We start from the raw sequence: 21,360 nt of genomic DNA on the forward strand, positions 1-21,360 counted from the left end.
GCATACGTTCCTCCTATGTTGTTTTAAAACTCTGGAAAAATCACTCTTAGCTCATTCAGATTGATCCATATAAGGTCGGCGGCCGCCCTTTTTGACGAATTTCCAATCCACCTCAATGTTGTGCCGCATCCGTCGCAGCAGATGAACGGCTGTCTCGATCTCTTCCTCCGTTAAGCCCTCCAACGTTACCTGATCGGAGTGAACACCCTCCCTGCGAATAAAATCCCACGCTTCAAGACCAGCATCAGTCGGATATAACAGCTTATTCTTCTTATTACCCATTGCCGACTGTTTGACGACAAACCCGTCCGCTTCCAGTTTGCTGATCGCTCTGGCCGCCGTGGTTCGATCCACTTTGATTAGTTCAGCGAGCTGGTTGGGAATGATACCTGGATTCTCACAAATGCGATAGAGATACAAATACTGTCCACGAGACAAGTTTAAATGTTGGAATTCAACGTTGCTGATCGAATCCAGACAGCGGGCAATCATGCCGATTTCACGGAGCACTTCTTTTTTCTTAGTCATTGCATTCACTCCTCTATATAATTGTTGCATTCGCAACATAATTGATGATATAACTGAATTAAATCCGTTTAAATTTTAACCATGATAACACGTGGAACAGGTATACATTTTCAAGCTCTCTACCAGTTTACCATGTCAGGATAAGAATACTATTGACTAAAGGAGAAACATTCATGAATACAACTATTGTTGAAGCGAATAAAAAGGAATTGCTCGACGCCTGCTTCGCCATTCGTACCGCTATTTTTGTTGAAGAGCAGGGGGTGCCGGCGGAGGATGAATTCGATGCCTTTGATGCACTGGATACGGAAGCAAAACATATTCTGCTCTACGTAGACGGCGTTCCTGCTGCTTCATCCAGACTGCGTATAGTCGAAAATGTTGCCAAATTGGAACGGATCTGTGTCATGATCGATTATCGGAAACATGGACTTGGTCGTGTGCTTATCGATAAGCTGGAGCAGATGGCTCTCGCTCAAGGGCTTGAGAAGGCCAAGCTGCACGCACAGGTACAAGCCTCAGGGTTCTATGAACGTCTTGGATACACGGCAGCCTCGGACGTATTCATGGAAGATGGCATTCCTCATCTGCTGATGACCAAGAACTTAAAATAAATACAAAAAGAAGAGCACCCTCAAAGTTCAAGAACAAGACTTGGGGATGCTCTTTTTGGTTTCTAATGAACCCAGTCAGCGCTATGAATGGGGATTTACCCATTTTGAAAATGTAACGAATCCTATACACCTTATTTTCTGTTTAACAGCCTAACCTGCACCTTTTTCTGCTACTTTTACCGTATTAACGTGGCTGAAGTTCCTTAGAATTTCTAATTCGTATCATTTGCCACAATAAGGTGCGGTGTGTTCGTTAAATGTAGCGCCTAGCGCCACATTGGAAGGATGTCTAGCAAATGTGTACTGCTAACGGGCCGGTACCTCGGTACTTCGCCCTGTCGGAAATCAAAAAAACTCGCGCCACCCCATACGCGGATGGGCGACGCGAGTTGCAGGAGCTTCACCACACGCAGGAGCCATGCCCTAACCGAGCGTTGGCTCTTGCATTCTTATCCCAAAGCCAGACGACCTGGCTGAGATTCAGTGGCGTTATTTTTCATCTGTTTACTGCGCAATTGTCCACAGGCTGCATCGATATCGGTACCATGTTCCATGCGTACAGTAGCGTTAATGTTGTTCTTTTTCAATGTATCATAGAAGCCCAGAATAGACTCTTCCGTACTCCGTTGATACTGACTGTGCTCATCCACCGGATTATACGGAATCAGGTTGATACTGACCATACTCTTGCGGCTGGACAACAGTTCAGCCAGTTCGGCCGCATGTTCACGCTGATCGTTAACGTCCCGAAGCAAAATATACTCAAACATAATACGCTTGTTCGTCGTAGCCAGGTAATAATCCACCGCGTCCATCAATTGTTCAATCGGGAAGGCTCGGTTGATCTTCATGATCTGTGTCCGCAGTTCGTTATTTGGTGCGTGCAGGGAGATCGCCAGATTAACCTGCAGATTGCTGTCTGCAAATTCTTTGATCTTGTCAGGCAGCCCACTCGTGGATACGGTGATCCGTTTGGCTGCAAGCGCCAGTCCTTTACGATGCTTGATCACTTCGATGAAGTCAGTCATGTTCTGGAAATTGTCAAACGGCTCGCCAATTCCCATCACGACTACGTTAGTTACCCGCTCGCCTTGACCAGCTGCATCAAGATACTGTTGTACATGCATAATCTGTTCCACAATCTCACCACCGGACAGATCGCGGCTCTTCTTGATCAGCCCGCTCGCGCAGAAGCTGCAACCAATGTTACATCCCACTTGAGTGGTTACACATACAGTGAGACCGTATTTTTGGCGCATTAAGACTGTTTCGATCAAATTGCCGTCCTGCATACGCAGCAGAAATTTCACCGTGCCGTCAGCAGATTCCTGCTTCACATGTTCACTTAGTGAGTTCATCGTAAAATGCTCGGAAATGACATCCAGACATTCCTGACGCACGTCCGTCATCTCTGTAAAATCGTGCACACGCTCCTGATATAACCATTCCCAGATGCGGGAAGCACGGGATTTCTTCTGTCCGTGCTCCGGCAGCCAGTCACGTAATTGCTCTAATGTTAATCCATATATGGATGATTTAATCATGTTATTGTCCTCTTTTCGCAAAAAGCATATGGCTCATCGGTCTATCGAAAAAACCTCTACTCTGTATTGTCCCAAAATTGACGAGCGAACACAAGGGCTTTTGCATTTCTTCCAAGAGGTTTTATCAATGGCAAATCTGCACAGTAACTTATTTCTTCACTTCAATTCCCAGACGTTTAGAAGTGAATAATACCGGAGGTGTGCAGCAGAACCAGAAGCACCAGAATTGGCGCTACATAACGCAGCATGAACAGCCATACCCGGAACCAGCCTGCACGCAGGCCGGATGCTTCGGCAGCCTTTTTCCAGAAGTATCCGGCAAAAATAGTAACCAGCAATCCACCAATCGGAAGTAAAATGTTGGATGCTACAAAGTCCATCCAGTCGAACACACTCTTCGAGCCAATGGTCCATTCAGGGAGCAAGCCGAGCGACAATACCGAAGGAAGCCCAACGATGAAAACGGCAAGCGAAATGGTCCATACCGCGCGGCTTCGGCCCCAGGACAATCTCTCCATGAAATATTTCACCGGAACTTCCAGCAAGGATACCGCCGACGTTAATGCCGCAATCGCCAGAAGCACGAAGAACAACCCGCCAAACACGAAGCCCAGCGGCATAGCCGAGAAGGCTGCCGGAAGAGCTATAAAGATCAGCGACGGACCCTGATCGGGTGCAATTCCGAAGGAGAAGGTCGTTGGGAATATAATAAGACCCGCAATGAACGCATAGATCAGGTCACCCGCACCGACAGCAACGGTTGCTGCACCGAGCGATTGATTTTTATCAACATATGAACCGTATGTCACGAGAATACCCATACCCAGCGATAGGGAGAAAAAGGCATGTCCAAGCGCAACCAGCGCAGATTCAGTCGTGAGCTGTGAGAAGTCCGGATTCAGGAAGAAGGAAACCCCCGCACCAGCTCCTGGCAAAGTCACTGCACGAACCATCAGGATAATGAGCAGAACCAGCATCGCCGGAATCAGCACTTTGTTAAACTTCTCAATTCCATTCGATACCCCTTTGGCTACGATCCAGCCTGTAATCAGAACTGAAATCAGCTGCCACACAATCGGCATATAACCGCCTACAAAGTCACCAAATTGCCCAGCATAATCCGGATTGTTATACAGCGTACCGCTGAATGACGTCACTGCATATTGCAGCGTCCATCCTGCAATGATGACATAAAAGGAAAGAATGATAAACGGCGTCAATACTTGCAGCAAACCAGCCGCAAGCCACCCTTTTTGCCCACCTGCCTTGATAAAGGCTGTTGCCGCGCTTCCTCTGCCGCTGCGGCCAATCGCAAGCTCAGCCAGCAATACGGGTAGACCAATCAACAGGAGACAGACGATAAAGAGCAGGAAAAATGCAGCTCCCCCGTTCTCTCCCGTAATATAAGGAAACTTCCACATGTTGCCGAGACCCACTGAACTACCAATGGCAGCCAGAATGAATCCAGCCTGTGAGAAGCGTTCACCTTTGCCCGGTCCGTCTTGATTCAAATTGGAATTATTGGACTTACTGAAATTCATTATATCTACTCCATCTGTTCTAAGATTTTCCGTTATTATATAACAGTCATCCCCTCAGGTCATTCGAAAATCGAAATTAATCGAAATGTTATTTATTCACAGGAATGTCTACATTAAATATGCTGCCCTTGCCTTCTTCGCTTAACAAAGCAAGCAGCATGTGATATGTAGTCCACTGAACCTCCTCATATGCAGTATGTGATAAAAAAGTCTACGCCAACCCTGTCCTGTATTTTGGAAATTCCGTAGATGGCCGCAAACTCAACTTCCCCTTCGATTAACAAACCTTCAAGAAGCAGGGACCTCTTCACAGGCTCTGCTTCTTAGATGTTAAATCGCCATGTTATTCACTGGTTTTCAGCAAACTTTAAGCTTCTGCAGGGGCGACGTATGCCCAAAAATTCATCCCTTTTTCAGCTTGGTCACCTATACTTGCACCAATCTCAATCGCCATGCTTAGGAGGAGAAGGATGAACACACTGAGCTACAGAGATTCAAACACCCGTTGGAACAGGCATTTCTGGCTGTATGCTGCTCTAATTTTTACTGGCGGTCTATTGCTGCGTTTGTACCTCGGAACACAATTCAGGGGTTATATCGGAGATCAGTCCCTGTTCGTCGATTGGATGAATGCCGTCCACCAATACGGGGTTCGTGAATCATACCTGCATGGAAAAGATCAGAACTATCCACCCTTGTTTATCTTCATTCTGGGGTTGTACCGCTGGATACTGGATGGACTCGGCATAACCGCCTCAGCTGGCCATCTATCCATGAAAACACTGCCTATCGCCTTCGATATGCTGTCCATGGCGGTCTTGACCCTCACATTCAAAAAGCTAAGCTCTGGTGCACGGTTGGTGCTGCTTGCAGTTCTTTCCTTCAACCCCGGTCTGCTGGTCGACAGTGCCATGTGGGGACAGATCGACATCCTGCACAGTACATTAATGGTGCTGTCAACCGTTCTGCTGCTAAGTACTCCTCTATTGGCGGGTGTATTGTTCACCGTTGCCCTGCTGGCAAAGTTTCAGGCGATTGTCATTGCTCCGGTCATCGGTATTGTATTACTACGCCAGCTTTATGACAGACAATTTCGGGCCACGCTTCTATTTGTAGCAGGATTAACGATCGCTTCCCTGCCTGTGCTTCTCTATTTTGCAGCAAATGGAACCCTCGGCACCATGCTGACCAACGCCTACGGAAGCGCCGTTAATATGTATCCGCAGCTTTCCCTGAACGCCATGAATATCTGGTATCACCTGCTTGGTGATCCGGGAACCAGCGATGCTACGGTGTTGTTTGGCATAGTGACGTATAAAATGCTTGGTCTGCTGCTGCTTGCCATTGCCGTGGTTGGAGTAGCGGCCTATCTACTGCTGATTAAGGAAATTCGTATTTCATCTCTGCTCATTGCAGGTGTAGCGGTGAATCTCGCCTTCTTTATGCTGCCAACGGAAATTCATGAGCGCTACAGCATACCTGCTTTGTTATTCTTGATTCTGATTCCGTTCTTTGAACGTAAATGGATGTACGCAGCAATCGCCTTCTCCCTGACGACCTACGTAAATATTGCCATGATCATGAGTACGGGCTCTGGTGGCGACTTTGGAGCCGAGGAAGGACAATCGCGCATCGGTGATGGGCCTGGTAACTTTGGCGGAGGACATGGAGCGAGCTTCAGCATGCACGGTTCAGGACTGAGCAATGATTTGATCATAAGCATAGGCACTTCCATTGCGATGATCCATACCGTGATCCTTCTCTGGGTTGTATATGCCATGACCCGTGAAGTTCTGGATGGACGAAAACGTAGCTGAATATGATCCTACAAGAATAAAAAAGAGGTGTTCCAGCACCCATCTCCATGGTTGCGGAAACACCTCTATTTCGATTAAATTTTAATTTCAAGCAACTCATATTTGATAATGCCCATCGGCGCATTGACATGAATGACACTGCCTACTTCTTTGCCCATCAGTTCTTTGCCAAGCGGGCTTTCGTACGATATTTTGTTATCGGCAACATCCGCCTCGGCCGGACCCACCAGCATGTATTCAATCTTCTCGGCGAATTCGATATCATTCAGCAGAATGGTTGAGCCAATGCTTACTTTGTTCGAGTCGATATTGTCCGAAGTGATGACTCTTGCTTTGGTTAGCATTTTCTCCAGAATCAAAATGCGGGTTTCCATAAAAGCCTGATCATCTTTGGCTGAATGATACTCACTATTTTCCTTCAGGTCACCGTAACTGATCGCGAGTTTCAGACGCGCCGCCAGTTCCTTACGCTTCACCGTCTTTAAATCCCTCAGTTCGTCCTCCAGCTTTTCCAAGCCTTCCTGTGTCAAAATCACTTCATCATTAGCCATTTTTTCCATCTCCTAATCCTGCTTTCTATCTATATTCTAACCTATATCCACTCCAAACGGTTAACATACCAAGAAAAAGAAATAACGCTCCCATTGATGGAAAGATGTGTATGTGTCTCCTTAGACTGTACCGGTACAATTGAAGCAAACCAGTGTATTCATTTCATCCGTTCACTTTTACAATGAATTCAGGGCAGCAGCAATTAATAATACGCCCACTACATGACTCGAGGTGATCTGGATGAATGTTACATTGACTCCGTCTGAAATACAGGCCTACCTGAAACGGATAGGCATTCATAATATCAAGGAACCCACCCTGGAATTCCTATCCGAAATCCAGCAGGCACATGTGCAGTATCTATCCTGGCAAACGGTCGATATTTTTGCAGGTCAGCATGCGGGCATCGATCTTCAAGAATCGGTCCAGCTTATCTTGCAAGGCCGCAGTGGTTACTGTTTTCATCTGAATGGCGCTTTCAGCGTCCTGCTTCGTTCTCTGGGATATACGGTGCACTGGCATCGTGCCGGAGTTCAGCCATATGGAGAGCAGCCACGTGTGAACTCGTTCCATCTCGGTCTGTCGGTCTCTTTGCCAGATGCAGACCCGAATGTGGAACGTTGGATTGTGGATGTTGGTCTGGGTGGCATGCCCTTCGAACCGCTTCCTCTTTGTTATGGAACCTATGGATCGGCGCCGTTTACTTATACATTAGTGCCTTCATCCGTAGCTCCTGGCGGATGGAGACTTGAATATGAACCCAACGGGCCAAGTGAGGGTGTCGACTACGCTCCCGAAGAGCTTACCAGCCTGGAAGAGTTCATTCCCAAGCATGAATTCTACAGCCAGTCAGTCGATTCGCCTTGGCATAACGCATTTTTGCTCCGTCAGAGGCAAGCTCTCCAAAGCAACGAACTACGTGGATGTATGCTCCGGACGCATGACCTTGAAGGTATCCGCAAAAAGGAAATTCAAACCTACACCGAGTGGAAAGACGTATTGGCTGAGAAATTCCACGAACCGTTGGTGAATTACACAGAAGTGGAACGCCAAGAAATGTGGGCACGGGTACAGGCTGCACATGAAGAATGGAAAAGAACACAACAGGTATGAATCGGCAAGGGCAGACCCGATAAACCGATGGAGATAAAGGAAAGTCTGCAATCGATGCCGAATACATCGTCAGGTGATAAATGATGATAACGATTCAAGTTCTTCAAGTTCCGGCAGAATTGCCGGAGGCATACTGGAACCTTTTTCTGTCCCGGGTATCTGAGGAAAGACGAGGACAAGCTTCACGTTTTGTACATCAGGCGGATGCCTATCGCTCTGTTCTGGGTGAAGTGTTGACCCGTGTGACGCTGAGCAAGTTGACTGGCCTAAGGCCAGAAGAACTTTCCTTTACCCGTAACAAATACGGCAAACCTGCACTCAGTCAGCATGCAGATGTTCAATTTAATGTCTCGCACTCCGGCGATTGGATTGCTTTAATCTCTGGCGGTGACGCTGATCTGGGTTTAGATGTGGAAAAAATAGCGCCCACCGATATGAAGATTGCGGAGCGATTCTTCTCTCTCACAGAGAGTCAATTTCTGGATGCGGAGCCCACTGAGATGCAGCTGGAAACCTTCTACCGTCTATGGACACTGAAGGAAAGCTACATCAAGGCCGTAGGCATGGGCCTGTCCATGCCACTTGATTCATTCTCCATGATCCGTAATGCTGACGGAAACTGGCACTCGCCAGAAGCAGCCGCTTATCCATTCCTCAGCCTGCGACTGGATCATGGGCATATGTTAGCAGCTTGTTCCGCAGGAGAAGCTTTACCTACCCAGCCGGATATCATCACAATCGAAGAGTTGTATCAGGCATTATTATGAAGGAGGGGTTACAAACCCCTCTCCTCCAATAACAATCATGCTTAAAAATCCCTGGCGAACCCGCCAGGGATTTTTTCGAAACTTGGGATTCCTGCGTCAATGATGGAGATTTCTTTTGCCTCCGAAAGAGAACCTGACCGCTGTTTTTTCATATCGTTGCAGCCGCGTCAGTATCGCTGATGTACACATTTCGATGTTAGGACTATCCCGTAAAAGGAAAAAAAAGCTAACTGCGTGTTTTGGGCACGAGTTAGCTTTTGATGACGAGTTGCATAATTAAGTTTGCACAAATTTGAAGTAATTAATCCCGGCTCCGCAGCTTCCCGAGCAAACGAATAATTTCAATATACAGCCATACCAGCGTAACCATCAATCCAAATGCACCGTACCACTCCATATATTTCGGAGCACCGTTGTCGGCACCACTTTCAATAAAATCAAAATCAAGTACCAGATTCAGCGCAGCCACAATAACGATGACGACAGAAATGCCGATTCCGATCAGGCTGTTGTCATGAAGATAGGGAACGGTAATCCCGAACAAACCAAGCACAAAACTGAGGAGATACATAATCATAATACCTCCGGTTGCTGCCACAACCCCCAGCTTGAAATTCTCCGTAGCTTTGATCAATCTGGTCTTGTATGCCATCAGCAGAGCAATAAAGACAGCCATGGTCAGCAAAGCGGCTTGCAGCGTAATGCCGTTATACAAGTATTCATACGTAGCCGAGAGTGCACCGAGGAACATCCCTTCCGCCACGGCATAGATCGGCACAAGGTAAGGCGCTGCAACAGGTTTGAACGAAATAATCAATGCGAGAATAAATCCGACGATCGCCCCTCCATATGCAAGAGGAAGCACTTCCTCTCCATTGAAAAACATCATCCAGGATGCAAACGCACTGCCCAGCAGGATGACCAGCGTAATAAACGCCTTGTTTACCGTACCATTGATCGTCATTCTGGTTTGATACCGATCATCTCCATATCCTCTGGAGTCTTCAAACGTACTATCTTTGAGTGTAGGGTTACCGCTACGTCCGATCACAACAATCACCTCTTCTATGTATTTGGTTAATCCTGTATTACCATCTCTACGTTCTACATTGCCATTTCTGCGAACTACATATTAAATTGCATATTGAAAAAAATTCTATTGCTTCCAAGCAGACGTGAGATGCAACCCGCAGATCGCATCCTTGTCTGTTCACGCAAGGTATAGGCTATATGTCCCAAAACTTTGCGAAAAATACGTTACACTTTATTCAGCACATTCGAGATACTTATTTGTACAACACTTTATCTACATTGTATTTCGCACGCATCGTGTTGATGATATAGGTCTCGTAAATTTCGCGGTCCACCGGATCTTCAATAACGCACACTTCAATGGTGGTTACTTCCTCGCGGTGTGACTTCATTGGTGATACCGTATCTTCAAAATGTTTCTTGATGCGCGGTCTTAATTTTCGTGCTTTCCCGACAAATAACAACTCATCATCGGCATTGTAAAACATGAAGATACCACCTTTTTCCCGTGTAATCAGGTGGAAATCGGTGAATCCATAAATGTGGCTAAGCTGTGGATCAGCCTGCTTCGTGATGATGACATCTGGTGTTGGCACAGTAATATTAATCAATAGGCTCACTTCCTCATTATCTATAGGTCTACATCCTATCATATATCCCAAAAGGACACCATTTCATTCTATAAGCAGCACTATTCACGCTTTTTCCAACACTTACGACAAATATTTCAAAAAAAGGTTAACTTTCCTGATTCAAAGTGGTACTATAGGGGTATGAGGAAGAATTTGGGCACTAAGACATATGTCTTTATATCTACTTCCGTCTATTGTACCCTATGATTGATCATCTTTTTCATACTGAATTCTGTTACGTGCGCACGACAAGAGTACAGTTAGCAAGAACCTAGCTTTATAGCTTTACGATTCATCATCTATTCGACCCTTGCAGCAAGCAAACGTAGAAAGATCCTAGATTTTCGAAGATAGTATAGAATTGGATTGACCTAGAAAGCCTGCAATTATAGCCGTACGAGAGTAAATAGACACACGTAGAAGGACAGATAGCTATCGATCCTAGAGAGACTAGTCATGCAACGCCAACCTAGAAAGTTATAGCAGCAGCACTATAAAAGAAATGGATCACGTTTCACCCCAGCCCGGCATGATGCTAGGGCTTTTTTACGTTCGCGCAAACAACCAACCACCTCCGCAGGCAAACAGAGGTATCGTGGTTCTTTCTGCGGGGGTTATAATATGGCAAGATAGCAAAAGAGGGAGTGATGGGATGTATTCCGATCTGCAACTGACGGAGGACCGCCCTGTATATATACAAGTCAAAGATTATATGAAGCGATTGATGCTCAAAGGCGGCCTGCAAGCCAAACAAAAGCTCCCTTCCACCCGCGAACTCAGCACACTCATGAAAGTAAGCCGCAGCACGATTCTGCTGGCCTATGCTGAACTTGAGGAGGAAGGCCTGATCTACGCGGTCAAAGGCAAAGGCAATTACGTAAGTTCCACCATCGATGCACCTGAGGCAACTTCCGGGTGGCAGCTGGACTGGAACGAACGTGTCAGCGACTACGCAATCCAGGCAGAGCAGTATGATCTGATGAAGCATGGCTCTGGCTCGGAGCGCGGTGAGATTTCATTTACCAGCATCGCGCCCGATGAGAAGCTGTTCGACATGCATAATGTCAAAAGAGCCTTCCTCGACCGAATGTCGCTTGAAGGGGAAGTGCTGCTGAATTACGGATATGCGCAAGGCTACAGGCCTCTTATGAAGTATCTGCTGCAATATATGGAAAATAAAGGTGTCGACCTATCCGGCAAGGATATTCTGATTACCAACGGATTTACGGAAGGTTTTGATATGGTACTGGGCGCACTTCGCAAACAAAGCGGCAGGGCTCTGTGTGAAAACCCGACACATCATACCGCTGTTAAAAATCTGAGACTTCATCAATTCCATCTCACTGGTGTGGATATGGAATCAGATGGTCTGGACCTGAAGCAGTTGGAACGGGAACTTGCAGCAAACCCGTATGATCTGGCCTACCTTGTGCCCTCCTACCACAATCCAACCGGGATCGTCACATCACCTGCCAAACGGACAGAGATCATTCGGCTGATGAACCATTACCATGTGCCGATAATTGAAGACGGCTTTAACGAGGAACTGCGCTATTCCGGTTCCCATGTCTCCCCTCTGATTGCCAGTGTGGGCAAAGGGAACGGACTCGTGTATCTGGGCAGTTTCTCCAAGGTATTGTTTCCGGGATTGCGCGTAGGCTGGGTCATTGCGGATGCGGCACTGATTGATTATCTGGAAAGCATGAAACGGGCGCGCAGCATTCATACCTCGACGCTGGATCAGTCCCTGCTCTATCAGTATCTGAGCAACGGCAATTTCGAGAAATATTTGAAGCGGGCTCGCACAGAGTACAAGCGAAAATATGAGCTGGTCGTCCGCTGCTTGCGGCAGTATCTGCCGATGTGCCGGGTTTCCGGCGAAGGCGGACTTCACCTGTTCGTACAATTCCCACCAGAATACCACACGAGGGAGCTGCTGGCGGCTTGCAAGGCAAAAGGCGTTACCTTCATGCCCGGGGATACTTTTTATCTTGAACCAGGCCAGGGACAAAACACGATGCGTTTGGGCTTCTCCCGAGTCAGCGATGAGAACATTCGCAAAGGCATTCGCATCATTGGCGAGACGGTTGCTCAAATGAAATGAGGAGGATTACACATGAAAGTTGGCGTGATAATGGGTGGTACATCTTCGGAGCGGAATGTTTCTCTGCTCACCGGACAGGAGATGATCAACCATCTGGATGGACAGAAGTATGAGGTTATTCCGGTGGAGATCAATAGCAAACGTGATCTTATTGAGAAAGCCGCAGGATTGGATGTGGCACTGCTCGCTCTGCACGGCAAATACGGCGAGGATGGCACAATTCAGGGCACGTTAGAGTCGCTGGGTGTTCCTTATACAGGCTGTGGTGTCCTCGCGAGCAGCGTATGCATGGACAAAGATATGTCCAAACGCCTCATCCAGCATGCAGGTGTACCTACTGGCGAGTGGCTTCAGGTAAGCAGTTTGGATGAATTGTCATCAACCGCTGTGCAGCAGTTAACGTATCCCGTCGTGGTAAAGCCCAATTCAGGCGGTTCCAGCATTGGTACGCAAGTGGTGCAGGAATCCTCGGCTCTTCATGCGGCTGTAGAAGCAGCACTCGTCTGGGACGAAGTCGTCATGATCGAGCAATATATTGGGGGCGAGGAGATTACCTGCGCCATTCTGGATGGTCAGATGCTTCCTGTTATCTCGATTCGTTCAAATGCCGATTTTTTCGATTACACCTCCAAATATAATGACGGCGGCGCTGATGAGCAGGTCGTTCATTTGCCTGCGGATTTGCACAAACGTGTAGAAGCCGCGGCACTAACCTGTTACCGGGTGTTAAAATGCAGTGTCTATGCTCGCGTGGACATGATGATTCGGGATGGCATGCCCTATGTGCTTGAGGTGAACACGCTGCCGGGTCTTACCCGAAACAGCCTGCTGCCCAAAAGTGCTGCTGCTGCTGGTATTTCCTTTGCCAGTTTGCTGGATTCCATCATTGATCTCTCGTTAAAAGAACGCCAAAAGGAGGCAACACGATCATGAGTCTGAGTGTAACGATTCGTAACAGTTCCCCTGCAGATCTGCAGGATATGGTCATTCTTATGGATCAACTCGGTTATCCAACTACGTATGCCGAAATGAAGGAGCGTTATTCGCACATCGCTGCGGATTCAAACTTTGCAACGTTGGTTGCCGAAGTCCGTGGCCGTGTCGTTGGACTGATTGGACTCCAAACATCTTACCTATATGAAAAAAACGGAAAACACTGCCGTATTATGGCTCTTATCGTGCATGACCAGTTCAGAAGCTCCGGCATCGGTCGTCAGCTTATTCTGGAAGCAGAGCAATGGGCAGCCACTCATGGCGTGGATTCCTTGTCTCTAAACAGCGGCAATCGCCCGGATCGTGAAGCTGCGCATAAATTCTACCAACAGATGGGCTTTACCGCGGGAAGCACCGGCTTTAGCAAAAAGCCGCAGGCTTTGCAGCACAGCTGACTGTTTACAAAGTAACATCAAAAAAACGCCCATTTCCAACACAAAGGTCGGAAACGGGCGTTCTCTTTTTGCTATATAAGTACATTTATCTATTTGCCTTCATGGACTCATACGCAGCAAATAACTCCTCTATAGCCACTCCATTAATCTTCATTCCTGCCACCTGACACTGTTCCAACTGTACGTCGGACAGATCACAGTCATTGAAATGACTGCCCTTGAGGTCACAATGTTCCCAACGCATGGGTACTCTATCTGGGCCGAGATGTGTATCCTGGAAATGAACACCATCCAAAGCGCAGAATTCAACCTTGCTATCTGTTAAACGCAAATCGGCCAGTAATATGCTGGTCATATTCAGATTGGTGAATTTGCCCCCACTCAGGTTGCAATCGGTCATCCGGATATCCCGAAGATTGCTGGTGCTGAAGCGAACTGAATCCAGATCAGCTTGGTAAAATTCAGTAACTGTCTCACCCTTAACGTTGGATAATTCCTCAGATGGGAGCTGGATTACAGGCTCTATTGTTATGATTTTCTCATATCCATATTCATCTTCAGACGCATGGAGACAGACATAACCCATTTTCTCATAAAAATGATGATTATCCCGATGTCTTCCCGAGGTCTCCAGCTTCCATACCCCAATCTCGGGAAATTCGGCCTCAACAAGCCTGATGACCTGAGATCCTATACCCCGACCATGACAAACGGGATCAATAAAGATTTTATCCAGTCTCGCATGCCTGCTTCCCAATACATTGACACTGACTCCACCAATGGTACACCCATCCCATTCTATAACGTAATAGTCCCATTCACGGATCACGTAACTGTGCATACGAACAGACGAATAGCCTGGTGGACAAAGGTTGCTGTCCGGAACTGTGTCTCCTTTAGCCCAGACTCTAATCGCATGGTCAAAGGCTCTGGTGCATATCTCCGTAAGCACTTCAGCATCCTCTTGGCATGCACGACGAAGCTGAACTTGAGATTGCAGCCCCAGTGAAGATGCTGGTGCCGGCTGTACTTTATGTCGCTCAAAGTAATCGTAATCTGCCTGATCCGAAAGTTTTCTGCGAGAGACATAACGAAATTCGGCATGCTCAAGCACCTTGCGTGAAGGCTGGTTAAACGGCTTCACAATACCCACGATTCGGTCCAACAGAGTATTTTCGAACAAGTATGTCGTTAAGGCATTCACTGCTTCTGTAATATACCCTTTATTCCGATAATCGCGTGAAATGGCGTAAGCCACTTCACGATCATCACTATCCAGCATGTCATTGGGAAACACACCACACCAACCAATGATTTGCTGGTCTTTGTTGTGTACAACTGCCAGCATGACCCGTACATCTTTTGGATCGAACTGCTCGTAACTGCCAACAACAAATTGCAGAAAACCATGCAGCTGTTCCTCTGTCATCCTCCATTCGGGAAGAATATCCGTGATTTCAGGTTGTCGGGTTAATGCATACAGCGCGTCCTGGTCTTCCAGCGTTAGTGGACGTAATGTAATCGAACTGGATTGGATGGTCAATTGACTTTTCATATATAACACCTCTGGGGGATTTATTTGGGATGACACGACAAAGAGGAGCACCTCCAATAGAGGCACTCCCCGATTCGTTTCATCATTTCAGAAACGCCGAAGCTCCTCGTAATGGGTCAAAAAGGACACACGTATCCCGTTAATGGTCTAACGGAATTTTTTCATTGTGTTCTTTCATGATCATTACGAGAAATCTGGCATACTCTGAAATCCCCTCTCAACTAAGGCTTACATACAAATCTTAATTATGGCCGGTCGATGAAAATCCAGCCTGTTTCTTTTTCCTTATCTACAGATGCCCCAAGAGATTCTGCCATAAAGCGCAGCGGGACGTAAGTTTTGCCGTTTTTGCCCACAAAGGCGGGTTCGACCATCGTTACTTCCTTGCCTGCAACGGTTGCCTTCTTGGAACCTACAGTCAAGACAATCTCATCACCGGTGATATCGTCAATCACGACGATTTTATCCGACCCTTTGGTCCATTTCACTTCAGCATCCAATTCTTCGGACAGATAGCGTAGAGGAACAAATGTTGTATTTTTAACAGTGATTGCGCCATAGGATTCGTCGTCCGGATACAACATGACATATTTACGGGTGATTCCCGCTTCATCTTTCAACAGCTGATACACAAGTGAATTGGAATCGAAATTGCGCAACATCTGACCTGGCGTGATATCTCCCTGCATCAGATCTATTGCACCCGCCGTTTTGTCCACGGCATCCACAGTCACTGGTCCACCAATATTCCACAGTTCGCTGTCACCGTATACGGATACCGATTTGATCGGCAGATCTTCAGAAGCAGGCAACGCTACTTTGAAATCATAGTTCTGTTTACGGATATTCAGTGCGCTGTCCAGATAAAAGTCCAATTTGAGATTGGTCTCCGTTCCGAACACCGTCTTCAATTCAGGTGTTTCGGTCAACAAGTTGGCTAGTTCCTTGTCGTAATTGGCAAGAATCTCGTCAAGACCACCCTTAATCATTTCATACAATGAAGCAACTTCGGCATCCCGTGATTCGCTAATCGTAGAAGGAAGGGCACTGCCGTCGCCAGTATCAACCGTGTTGAATGTAACGAGGATAGGGTAGAACACATCATACAGATCTCCAATCAGATCTTTGAGTCCTTGCTCATCCTGAGCAACACTTGTCAGAAACGGTTTAACCATGGCAAGAAGCTCTTCTCCACTGATCTCCACATGCAGCTTGGAGAGACTCAGCGATTCACCATTAACCGATTCCTGTACCGGAGTTACGGAAATATTTTTCGGGTTGGACAAATGTTTGAGCGCAAAAGTCAGCAATTTCGGGGAAAGCTCCTCGATCTGCTTCTCCAACGCCTTCGTATCTAGCATAGGAAGCGTGTCATCCTCCAAAGATATGTATAGAGGCTTTTGCGCTCCGTCTACATCAATGACCATTTCCGATTGATCCATCGACAGATGGAAAGGCAATTTCTTTCCTTGCATACTCAGTGTACCTTTGACAGACGCCGTGCTGGAGTCCTTTACTTTGGCATCTTCAATATCCAATGAAACGGAATTAATGAGTTCAATCATTTGAAGCGCATCCTCATCGACGAGGTTTGCTGTAGGTTCAATTTTTATATGCATCGACTGTTTGGATTCACCGGACTTGACGGTTGTACTGTTGACAACGGCTTTGCCAATATCTACGCCACCTACGGCCTGACATCCCGTTAGCGCAACCATCATCAAAACGAGTGGTACGGCAATCCACTTCACTAGCTTGTGATTTTTGATACGATCTCCTCCTTAGGAAAAATGTGGTTCACTCCTATTATGAGGGTTATAGGTAATTGTTGTAAACCGGGTCCATAAATAAATACCAAAAAAGGCCGAACAATGGTCCGACCTCGGGTATGACGCATATTTAAAATTTGGTGTAATTCGCTTCAACAACAATATGCCTAGTCGAATCATAAACAGTTCAGTTTATTCTTTTTCTGTAGACTCGGACTCAGTGTCCTCATCCGATTCTTTACCATCGGTACGTGCAGGGGTTTCAAATTGATCCGGCTCGTCGTCTTGAATGGCTTTGTTCTCTTCGTTCTGGTCTTGTGTCATATCGTATTCCCTCTCTTCTACCGGATTTTAGGCAATCTGTGCCTTGTTTCTATCAATAACCGGAATAATGACAAATTAAACAGACGGAGGTGGGAACTTAGAAAATATAAAAGACAATTCCGTTCCCGCTTGCAGCCGTCGCCTGATATAAAGCCTGAACATCATTCAGTGTCTGAACGATCTCATCGAATGTCTCCTCTGCATCCCAATCTTCCATGACAGGATACACGCCCTCAGCTACCATTTGTTCCAGGCTAAACCGTTTCTTCAATTCTTCAGGTGTCAGTTGTTCTAACGCAATATACGCCTCAAGCACCTGTTCATTGTTCAGCAGGAACAGATCCATGTCTGAATAGTTGCCCAAATATTGTTCGCCTGACAAAGGGACCACATAACCCAGAGGGGGCTGCCCCTCCACCACTTCACCAGTCAACGTAAACTGAAGCATCTGCCACGTTTTATCAATATCCAGCTCGACCGAACAATCATGAACACTGACTTCACCTGATTTAATGGATTCAACCAATTCCTTGGTGACAACAAGATATCTGCCGGACATGCCCATACCCTTATCCCTCCTATGTATGTACTGCTCTTCTTTCCATTAACCGTGCTTGTTGTACAAGAATCGGGGTAAAGAGGTGGAAAGGAACAACAATAATCTTCAAGAAGGAGCGGAGTCCATGAAAAAGTTTGATTACAGCCTCAATTACGAGGAGCTTGATCTGCGCAAGCAGCCTGAACTGTATACCGTTGGCCGGGGAGAGCAAGGGGTATTAATGGTGGAGCCCTACAAAAGCGAGATTTTACCATACTGGCGGTTCAAAACACCCGAAATTGCGACAGAATCCTCGCAGAAGATCTACGAACTATTTTTGGAGTATAAGAAAAAGGATGACTTTGTCGGTATGGATATGGCACGCAAGTTTCTGCAAATGGGCTATACGCGGGCCCGGCGGTATACGAATCATAAAGGCGGACGCAAATATTCGAAGGAGGACGGCTCCATCCTGCCTTATCAGAATGATAAGGTGAAGGCTGAATCCGCAGCCATTTTCAAAGCACAATGGGAGATCGCCAAAACGGACCCGGATTATGTGAAAATGAAGCAGGAGCACCGGGAGAAGTATGAGTCGAAGAACGCGCAGGAGCAGGGGTGAAAATACATGATTCATGCAGATGTTCATTTTGATATAATGCAATACATCAAGCTTCACACACGAGATTAACGAGTATACCCATCCAAAGGAGCCCTCATGAACCCACGTAGCCACCATTTCTTTTTTACGCTTGTTTGCATCACCCTGTGTCTGTTTATTCTGCTTCCTTTGCCTGCATCTGCAGCCAAGTCTGAACTTGCCAGACAACATGAAACGACGGCTTTGGGTCCACTTCAAACCTATGTTGACGGGATGCAGCCGGGATGGAACCTGGGAAATTCCCTGGATACGGTCGGTCCTGACGAAACGTATTGGGGCAACCCGAGAGTTACCCGCGAACTGATACAGCAGATCGCTGCTCAGGGATACCGAAGTATTCGCATTCCCGTCACATGGGATGGGCATATGGGTGACGCACCAGACTACACTGTTGATCCGGCCTACATGGCGCGTGTTCAGGAGGTTGTCCAATGGGCGCTTGACGCCAATCTCTATGTCGTCGTGAACGTTCACCATGATTCCTATCTCTGGATCAGTCAACTGGAGGCGGACCATGATCAGGTGCTTTCCCGTTATAAAGCAGTATGGACTCAGATTGCCAAGCAGTTCAAAGATGAACCACGTAAGCTGATGTTTGAAAGTGTTAACGAACCGCGCTTTCACCGCGGAGCAACAAATGCAGGCGACATGGGCTCAGGCAGCAATATTGATGAGGCGCGACAGTTGGAGCTTTTGCATGAATTGAACACTGCATTTGTTAAGTTGGTACGAGAAACAGGTGAAAATAACGCTGAGCGCCCGTTGGTCCTGCCTACGCTGGAAGGTTCACCAACACAGGTGAGACTCGACAGTTTGCAGCAGACGATAGCTGGGCTAAAGGACCACAACCTGATTGCTACGGTGCATTATTACGGATACTGGCCGTTCAGCGTCAACATTGCGGGGCATACCACCTTCGATACGGATACGAAAAATGATGCGGCCAGTACGTTTAATAACGTGTACAACACGCTGGTTATTCAAGGTATTCCGGTTATTCTGGGCGAATACGGCCTGCTCGGTTTCGACAAACATACGGATGTCATCGAACAGGGAGAGAAGCTGAAATATTTTGAATTCATCGGTCATCAGCTAAAAGAAAAAAAGATCGCGTCCATGTTATGGGACAACGGTCAGCATCTGAATCGACAAACATTTCAGTGGGCTGACACCGATTTATTTCAGATGATCCAAGCGTCTTGGACAGGACGTTCTGCCGTGGGAGAATGCGATCTGCTCTATTTCAAACAAGGTGCGCCTGTGGGAGACAGACCATTGACGATCAAGTTAAACGGAAACAAGCTGGTTGCCCTGTATGCGGGTGAGGAGATGCTAAAAGCTGGCACGGATTATTCGTTCAACGGCAACACGTTAACCGTCAAATCCGCTGCGTTATCACGGATGATCCGCTCAACTCAGAAAATTGGGAACCATGGGATACTTACAGCAAAGTTCAATCGGGGCGCAGAATGGAAATGGAATGTAATTGTGTCTACGGAGCCCAAGTTGGGCGGGGCAACAGGTACGGTAGACACCTTCTCCATTCCGACCCAGTTTCAAGGTGATCAGCTTGCCACGATGGAGGCTGTGTATGCTTCCGGTGAGAATACAGCGCCACAGGACTGGACACCGTTCAAAGAGTTTTTGACCACATTTGCTCCTTCTTATGAAACGAATGAAATTAAACTACAGCCCGATTGGCTCAAAGAACTGCACGACGCACAGATCGAGCTAACATTTCATTTCTGGAGTGGTGAGGTCATTCGCTACACCCTGATTAAGAACGGAAATCAGGTGACTGGCAAGGTACAAAATAATTGAAATTGTTCGCGGGTTGAGATTGTACGACCTGTTGATTGCAATGGGCGCTGCTGGATGCAGCATGACCTACACAGTATTGAAGATTGTTCAAATAGAGACGCTGCCAGTTGGGTATTTCAGCTGGCAGCGTCTTTGAGTTTGGTAGGTTTGGTAGGTTTGGTAGGTTTGGTATGGTTTGGTATGGTTTGGTATGGTACGCCTAAGCCTGTGCCTTTTGCGGCTTGCCACTCTTCGAACGGGGCCGAAGCATGCCCCCTACGATGCGCAGCATTTGTCTGCGCGGCATAAGGCGAGCGAACTGGGCCGTCCAGTAATTGGAGGCACCTGGCACAGCATACGGCTTGCCTGACGCCAACGCCTTCATCGCCACTTCCACAACATGCTCTGGCGTATCCCGTTTGCCTACCGAGGCCTCTTCGGCTCCTACTACGTCGAAGAATGAGGTATCGGTCGAGCCAGGACATAAAGCCAAAAACTGAACGCCTCGCTTCCGGTTCTCTTCATACAACGCCTCTGTAAAAGAAAGAACGAAAGATTTCGTAGCCCCATATACAGCCATGTATGGATCAGGCTGAAAAGCAGCCGTTGAAGAGACATTGATGACGGTACCGTTCCGTTTTTGCAGCATGCCTGGCAGGAAAAGATGGGTCATGTTCATGACTGCGAGTACATTCAGCATAATCTCTTCCTGCTGCCGTGCACCATCCACCTGCTCAAACATTCCATGCGTGGCAAATCCCGCATTGTTGATTAATACATTGACCTGTATTCCTCGATTCATACATTCCTCATAAACGTGTTGTGGTGCATCCGCCTGGGATAGATCCGCTACAATTACTTCCGTCTTCACTTGATAGGTTCGCTCAATCCGTTCTGCTAGTTGACGCAATTTGGACTCCGATCGGGCCACCAAGACCACATGTTTGCCTTTTGACGCCATCTCCAATGCAAAAGTCTGCCCAATTCCTGAAGAAGCCCCCGTAATGAGGACCCATTGATTTTGAACCTGCTTCATATCTCATCCACCTTTTTTAAACACTCGTTTTTTATTGGAAACACT

The 21,360-nt window shown here is 47.1% G+C and carries 20 protein-coding genes; 9 read left to right on the forward strand and 11 right to left on the reverse strand.

What is annotated here, in order from left to right:
- Positions 1 to 51 precede the first annotated feature (51 nt).
- Positions 52 to 528: a MarR family transcriptional regulator gene (locus tag MKY42_RS31575; RefSeq protein ID WP_339847463.1), complete on the reverse strand. Its 477-nt coding sequence runs from the start codon at positions 526 to 528 to the stop codon at positions 52 to 54.
- Positions 529 to 701: 173 nt separating this feature from the next.
- Between MKY42_RS31575 and MKY42_RS31580 the strand changes: the two genes are divergently transcribed.
- The gene (locus MKY42_RS31580) at positions 702 to 1,142 is read left to right on the forward strand and encodes a GNAT family N-acetyltransferase (RefSeq protein ID WP_339847466.1); all 441 of its coding nucleotides are present in this window, start codon (positions 702 to 704) and stop codon (positions 1,140 to 1,142) included.
- 449 nt (positions 1,143 to 1,591) lie between these two features.
- Here the strand turns inward: MKY42_RS31580 and rlmN are convergent, their stop codons facing one another.
- Together rlmN and MKY42_RS31590 are read right to left on the reverse strand one after the other, a co-directional pair.
- Positions 1,592 to 2,686 carry a 23S rRNA (adenine(2503)-C(2))-methyltransferase RlmN gene (rlmN, locus tag MKY42_RS31585; protein ID WP_339847469.1) on the reverse strand — a complete coding sequence of 365 codons (1,095 nt, stop codon included), beginning with the start codon at positions 2,684 to 2,686 and terminating at the stop codon, positions 1,592 to 1,594.
- A 176-nt stretch (positions 2,687 to 2,862) separates the two neighbouring features.
- A complete protein-coding gene (locus tag MKY42_RS31590) occupies positions 2,863 to 4,227 on the reverse strand; it encodes a sodium-dependent transporter (RefSeq protein ID WP_339847472.1) in 1,365 nt (454 codons plus the stop codon).
- A gap of 470 nt (positions 4,228 to 4,697) precedes the next feature.
- Between MKY42_RS31590 and MKY42_RS31595 the strand changes: the two genes are divergently transcribed.
- On the forward strand, positions 4,698 to 6,044 hold the full coding sequence (locus MKY42_RS31595) for a hypothetical protein (protein WP_339847475.1): 1,347 nt from the start codon (positions 4,698 to 4,700) through the stop codon (positions 6,042 to 6,044).
- Positions 6,045 to 6,118: 74 nt separating this feature from the next.
- Here MKY42_RS31595 and greA read toward each other — a convergent pair whose 3' ends face one another.
- Positions 6,119 to 6,595 carry a transcription elongation factor GreA gene (greA, locus tag MKY42_RS31600; protein WP_090902976.1) on the reverse strand — a complete coding sequence of 159 codons (477 nt, stop codon included), beginning with the start codon at positions 6,593 to 6,595 and terminating at the stop codon, positions 6,119 to 6,121.
- A gap of 241 nt (positions 6,596 to 6,836) precedes the next feature.
- Here greA and MKY42_RS31605 point away from each other — a divergent pair, with 241 nt between their 5' ends.
- Positions 6,837 to 7,709, forward strand: a complete 873-nt coding sequence (locus MKY42_RS31605) for an arylamine N-acetyltransferase (protein WP_339847481.1) — start codon at positions 6,837 to 6,839, stop codon at positions 7,707 to 7,709.
- 80 nt (positions 7,710 to 7,789) lie between these two features.
- Positions 7,790 to 8,476 (forward strand): 4'-phosphopantetheinyl transferase superfamily protein, encoded by a 687-nt coding sequence (locus MKY42_RS31610; RefSeq protein ID WP_339847484.1) that lies wholly within the window; start codon positions 7,790 to 7,792, stop codon positions 8,474 to 8,476.
- A 301-nt stretch (positions 8,477 to 8,777) separates the two neighbouring features.
- Here the strand turns inward: MKY42_RS31610 and MKY42_RS31615 are convergent, their stop codons facing one another.
- Positions 8,778 to 9,527, reverse strand: coding sequence for a Bax inhibitor-1/YccA family protein (locus tag MKY42_RS31615; protein WP_090902970.1), 750 nt, complete (start codon positions 9,525 to 9,527; stop codon positions 8,778 to 8,780).
- Positions 9,528 to 9,762: 235 nt separating this feature from the next.
- Positions 9,763 to 10,119, reverse strand: coding sequence for a nucleotide excision repair endonuclease (locus MKY42_RS31620; protein ID WP_090902968.1), 357 nt, complete (start codon positions 10,117 to 10,119; stop codon positions 9,763 to 9,765).
- Between the two features lie 673 nt (positions 10,120 to 10,792).
- Between MKY42_RS31620 and MKY42_RS31625 the strand changes: the two genes are divergently transcribed.
- From MKY42_RS31625 to MKY42_RS31635, 3 genes are read left to right on the forward strand one after another with little or no spacing between them, the layout of a single operon-like run.
- A complete protein-coding gene (locus tag MKY42_RS31625) occupies positions 10,793 to 12,244 on the forward strand; it encodes a PLP-dependent aminotransferase family protein (RefSeq protein ID WP_339847490.1) in 1,452 nt (483 codons plus the stop codon).
- 12 nt (positions 12,245 to 12,256) lie between these two features.
- The gene (locus tag MKY42_RS31630; protein ID WP_339847493.1) at positions 12,257 to 13,177 is read left to right on the forward strand and encodes a D-alanine--D-alanine ligase; all 921 of its coding nucleotides are present in this window, start codon (positions 12,257 to 12,259) and stop codon (positions 13,175 to 13,177) included.
- Positions 13,174 to 13,632 (forward strand): GNAT family N-acetyltransferase, encoded by a 459-nt coding sequence (locus tag MKY42_RS31635; protein ID WP_254790096.1) that lies wholly within the window; start codon positions 13,174 to 13,176, stop codon positions 13,630 to 13,632. Before MKY42_RS31630 ends, MKY42_RS31635 begins: the two co-directional genes overlap by 4 nt.
- An 85-nt stretch (positions 13,633 to 13,717) precedes the next feature.
- Here MKY42_RS31635 and MKY42_RS31640 read toward each other — a convergent pair whose 3' ends face one another.
- The 4 genes from MKY42_RS31640 to MKY42_RS31655 form a co-directional block, all read right to left on the reverse strand.
- Entirely contained in the window at positions 13,718 to 15,187 is a 1,470-nt protein-coding gene (locus MKY42_RS31640) for a GNAT family N-acetyltransferase (protein WP_090902963.1), read from the reverse strand.
- Between the two features lie 245 nt (positions 15,188 to 15,432).
- A complete protein-coding gene (locus tag MKY42_RS31645) occupies positions 15,433 to 16,938 on the reverse strand; it encodes a copper amine oxidase N-terminal domain-containing protein (RefSeq protein ID WP_256222230.1) in 1,506 nt (501 codons plus the stop codon).
- Positions 16,939 to 17,148: 210 nt separating this feature from the next.
- Positions 17,149 to 17,280: a hypothetical protein gene (locus tag MKY42_RS31650; RefSeq protein ID WP_339847508.1), complete on the reverse strand. Its 132-nt coding sequence runs from the start codon at positions 17,278 to 17,280 to the stop codon at positions 17,149 to 17,151.
- A 97-nt stretch (positions 17,281 to 17,377) separates the two neighbouring features.
- On the reverse strand, positions 17,378 to 17,845 hold the full coding sequence (locus tag MKY42_RS31655; protein ID WP_090902961.1) for a YfbM family protein: 468 nt from the start codon (positions 17,843 to 17,845) through the stop codon (positions 17,378 to 17,380).
- Positions 17,846 to 17,963: 118 nt separating this feature from the next.
- Here MKY42_RS31655 and MKY42_RS31660 point away from each other — a divergent pair, with 118 nt between their 5' ends.
- Together MKY42_RS31660 and MKY42_RS31665 are read left to right on the forward strand one after the other, a co-directional pair.
- Positions 17,964 to 18,440: a DUF4385 domain-containing protein gene (locus MKY42_RS31660; RefSeq protein WP_179262430.1), complete on the forward strand. Its 477-nt coding sequence runs from the start codon at positions 17,964 to 17,966 to the stop codon at positions 18,438 to 18,440.
- Between the two features lie 96 nt (positions 18,441 to 18,536).
- Positions 18,537 to 20,300 carry a cellulase family glycosylhydrolase gene (locus MKY42_RS31665; protein ID WP_339847513.1) on the forward strand — a complete coding sequence of 588 codons (1,764 nt, stop codon included), beginning with the start codon at positions 18,537 to 18,539 and terminating at the stop codon, positions 20,298 to 20,300.
- A 199-nt stretch (positions 20,301 to 20,499) separates the two neighbouring features.
- Here the strand turns inward: MKY42_RS31665 and MKY42_RS31670 are convergent, their stop codons facing one another.
- A complete protein-coding gene (locus MKY42_RS31670) occupies positions 20,500 to 21,315 on the reverse strand; it encodes an SDR family oxidoreductase (protein WP_090902956.1) in 816 nt (271 codons plus the stop codon).
- Positions 21,316 to 21,360: the final 45 nt, after the last annotated feature.

The organism is Paenibacillus sp. FSL W7-1088 (assembly GCF_037969855.1).
Classification (GTDB): domain Bacteria; phylum Bacillota; class Bacilli; order Paenibacillales; family Paenibacillaceae; genus Paenibacillus.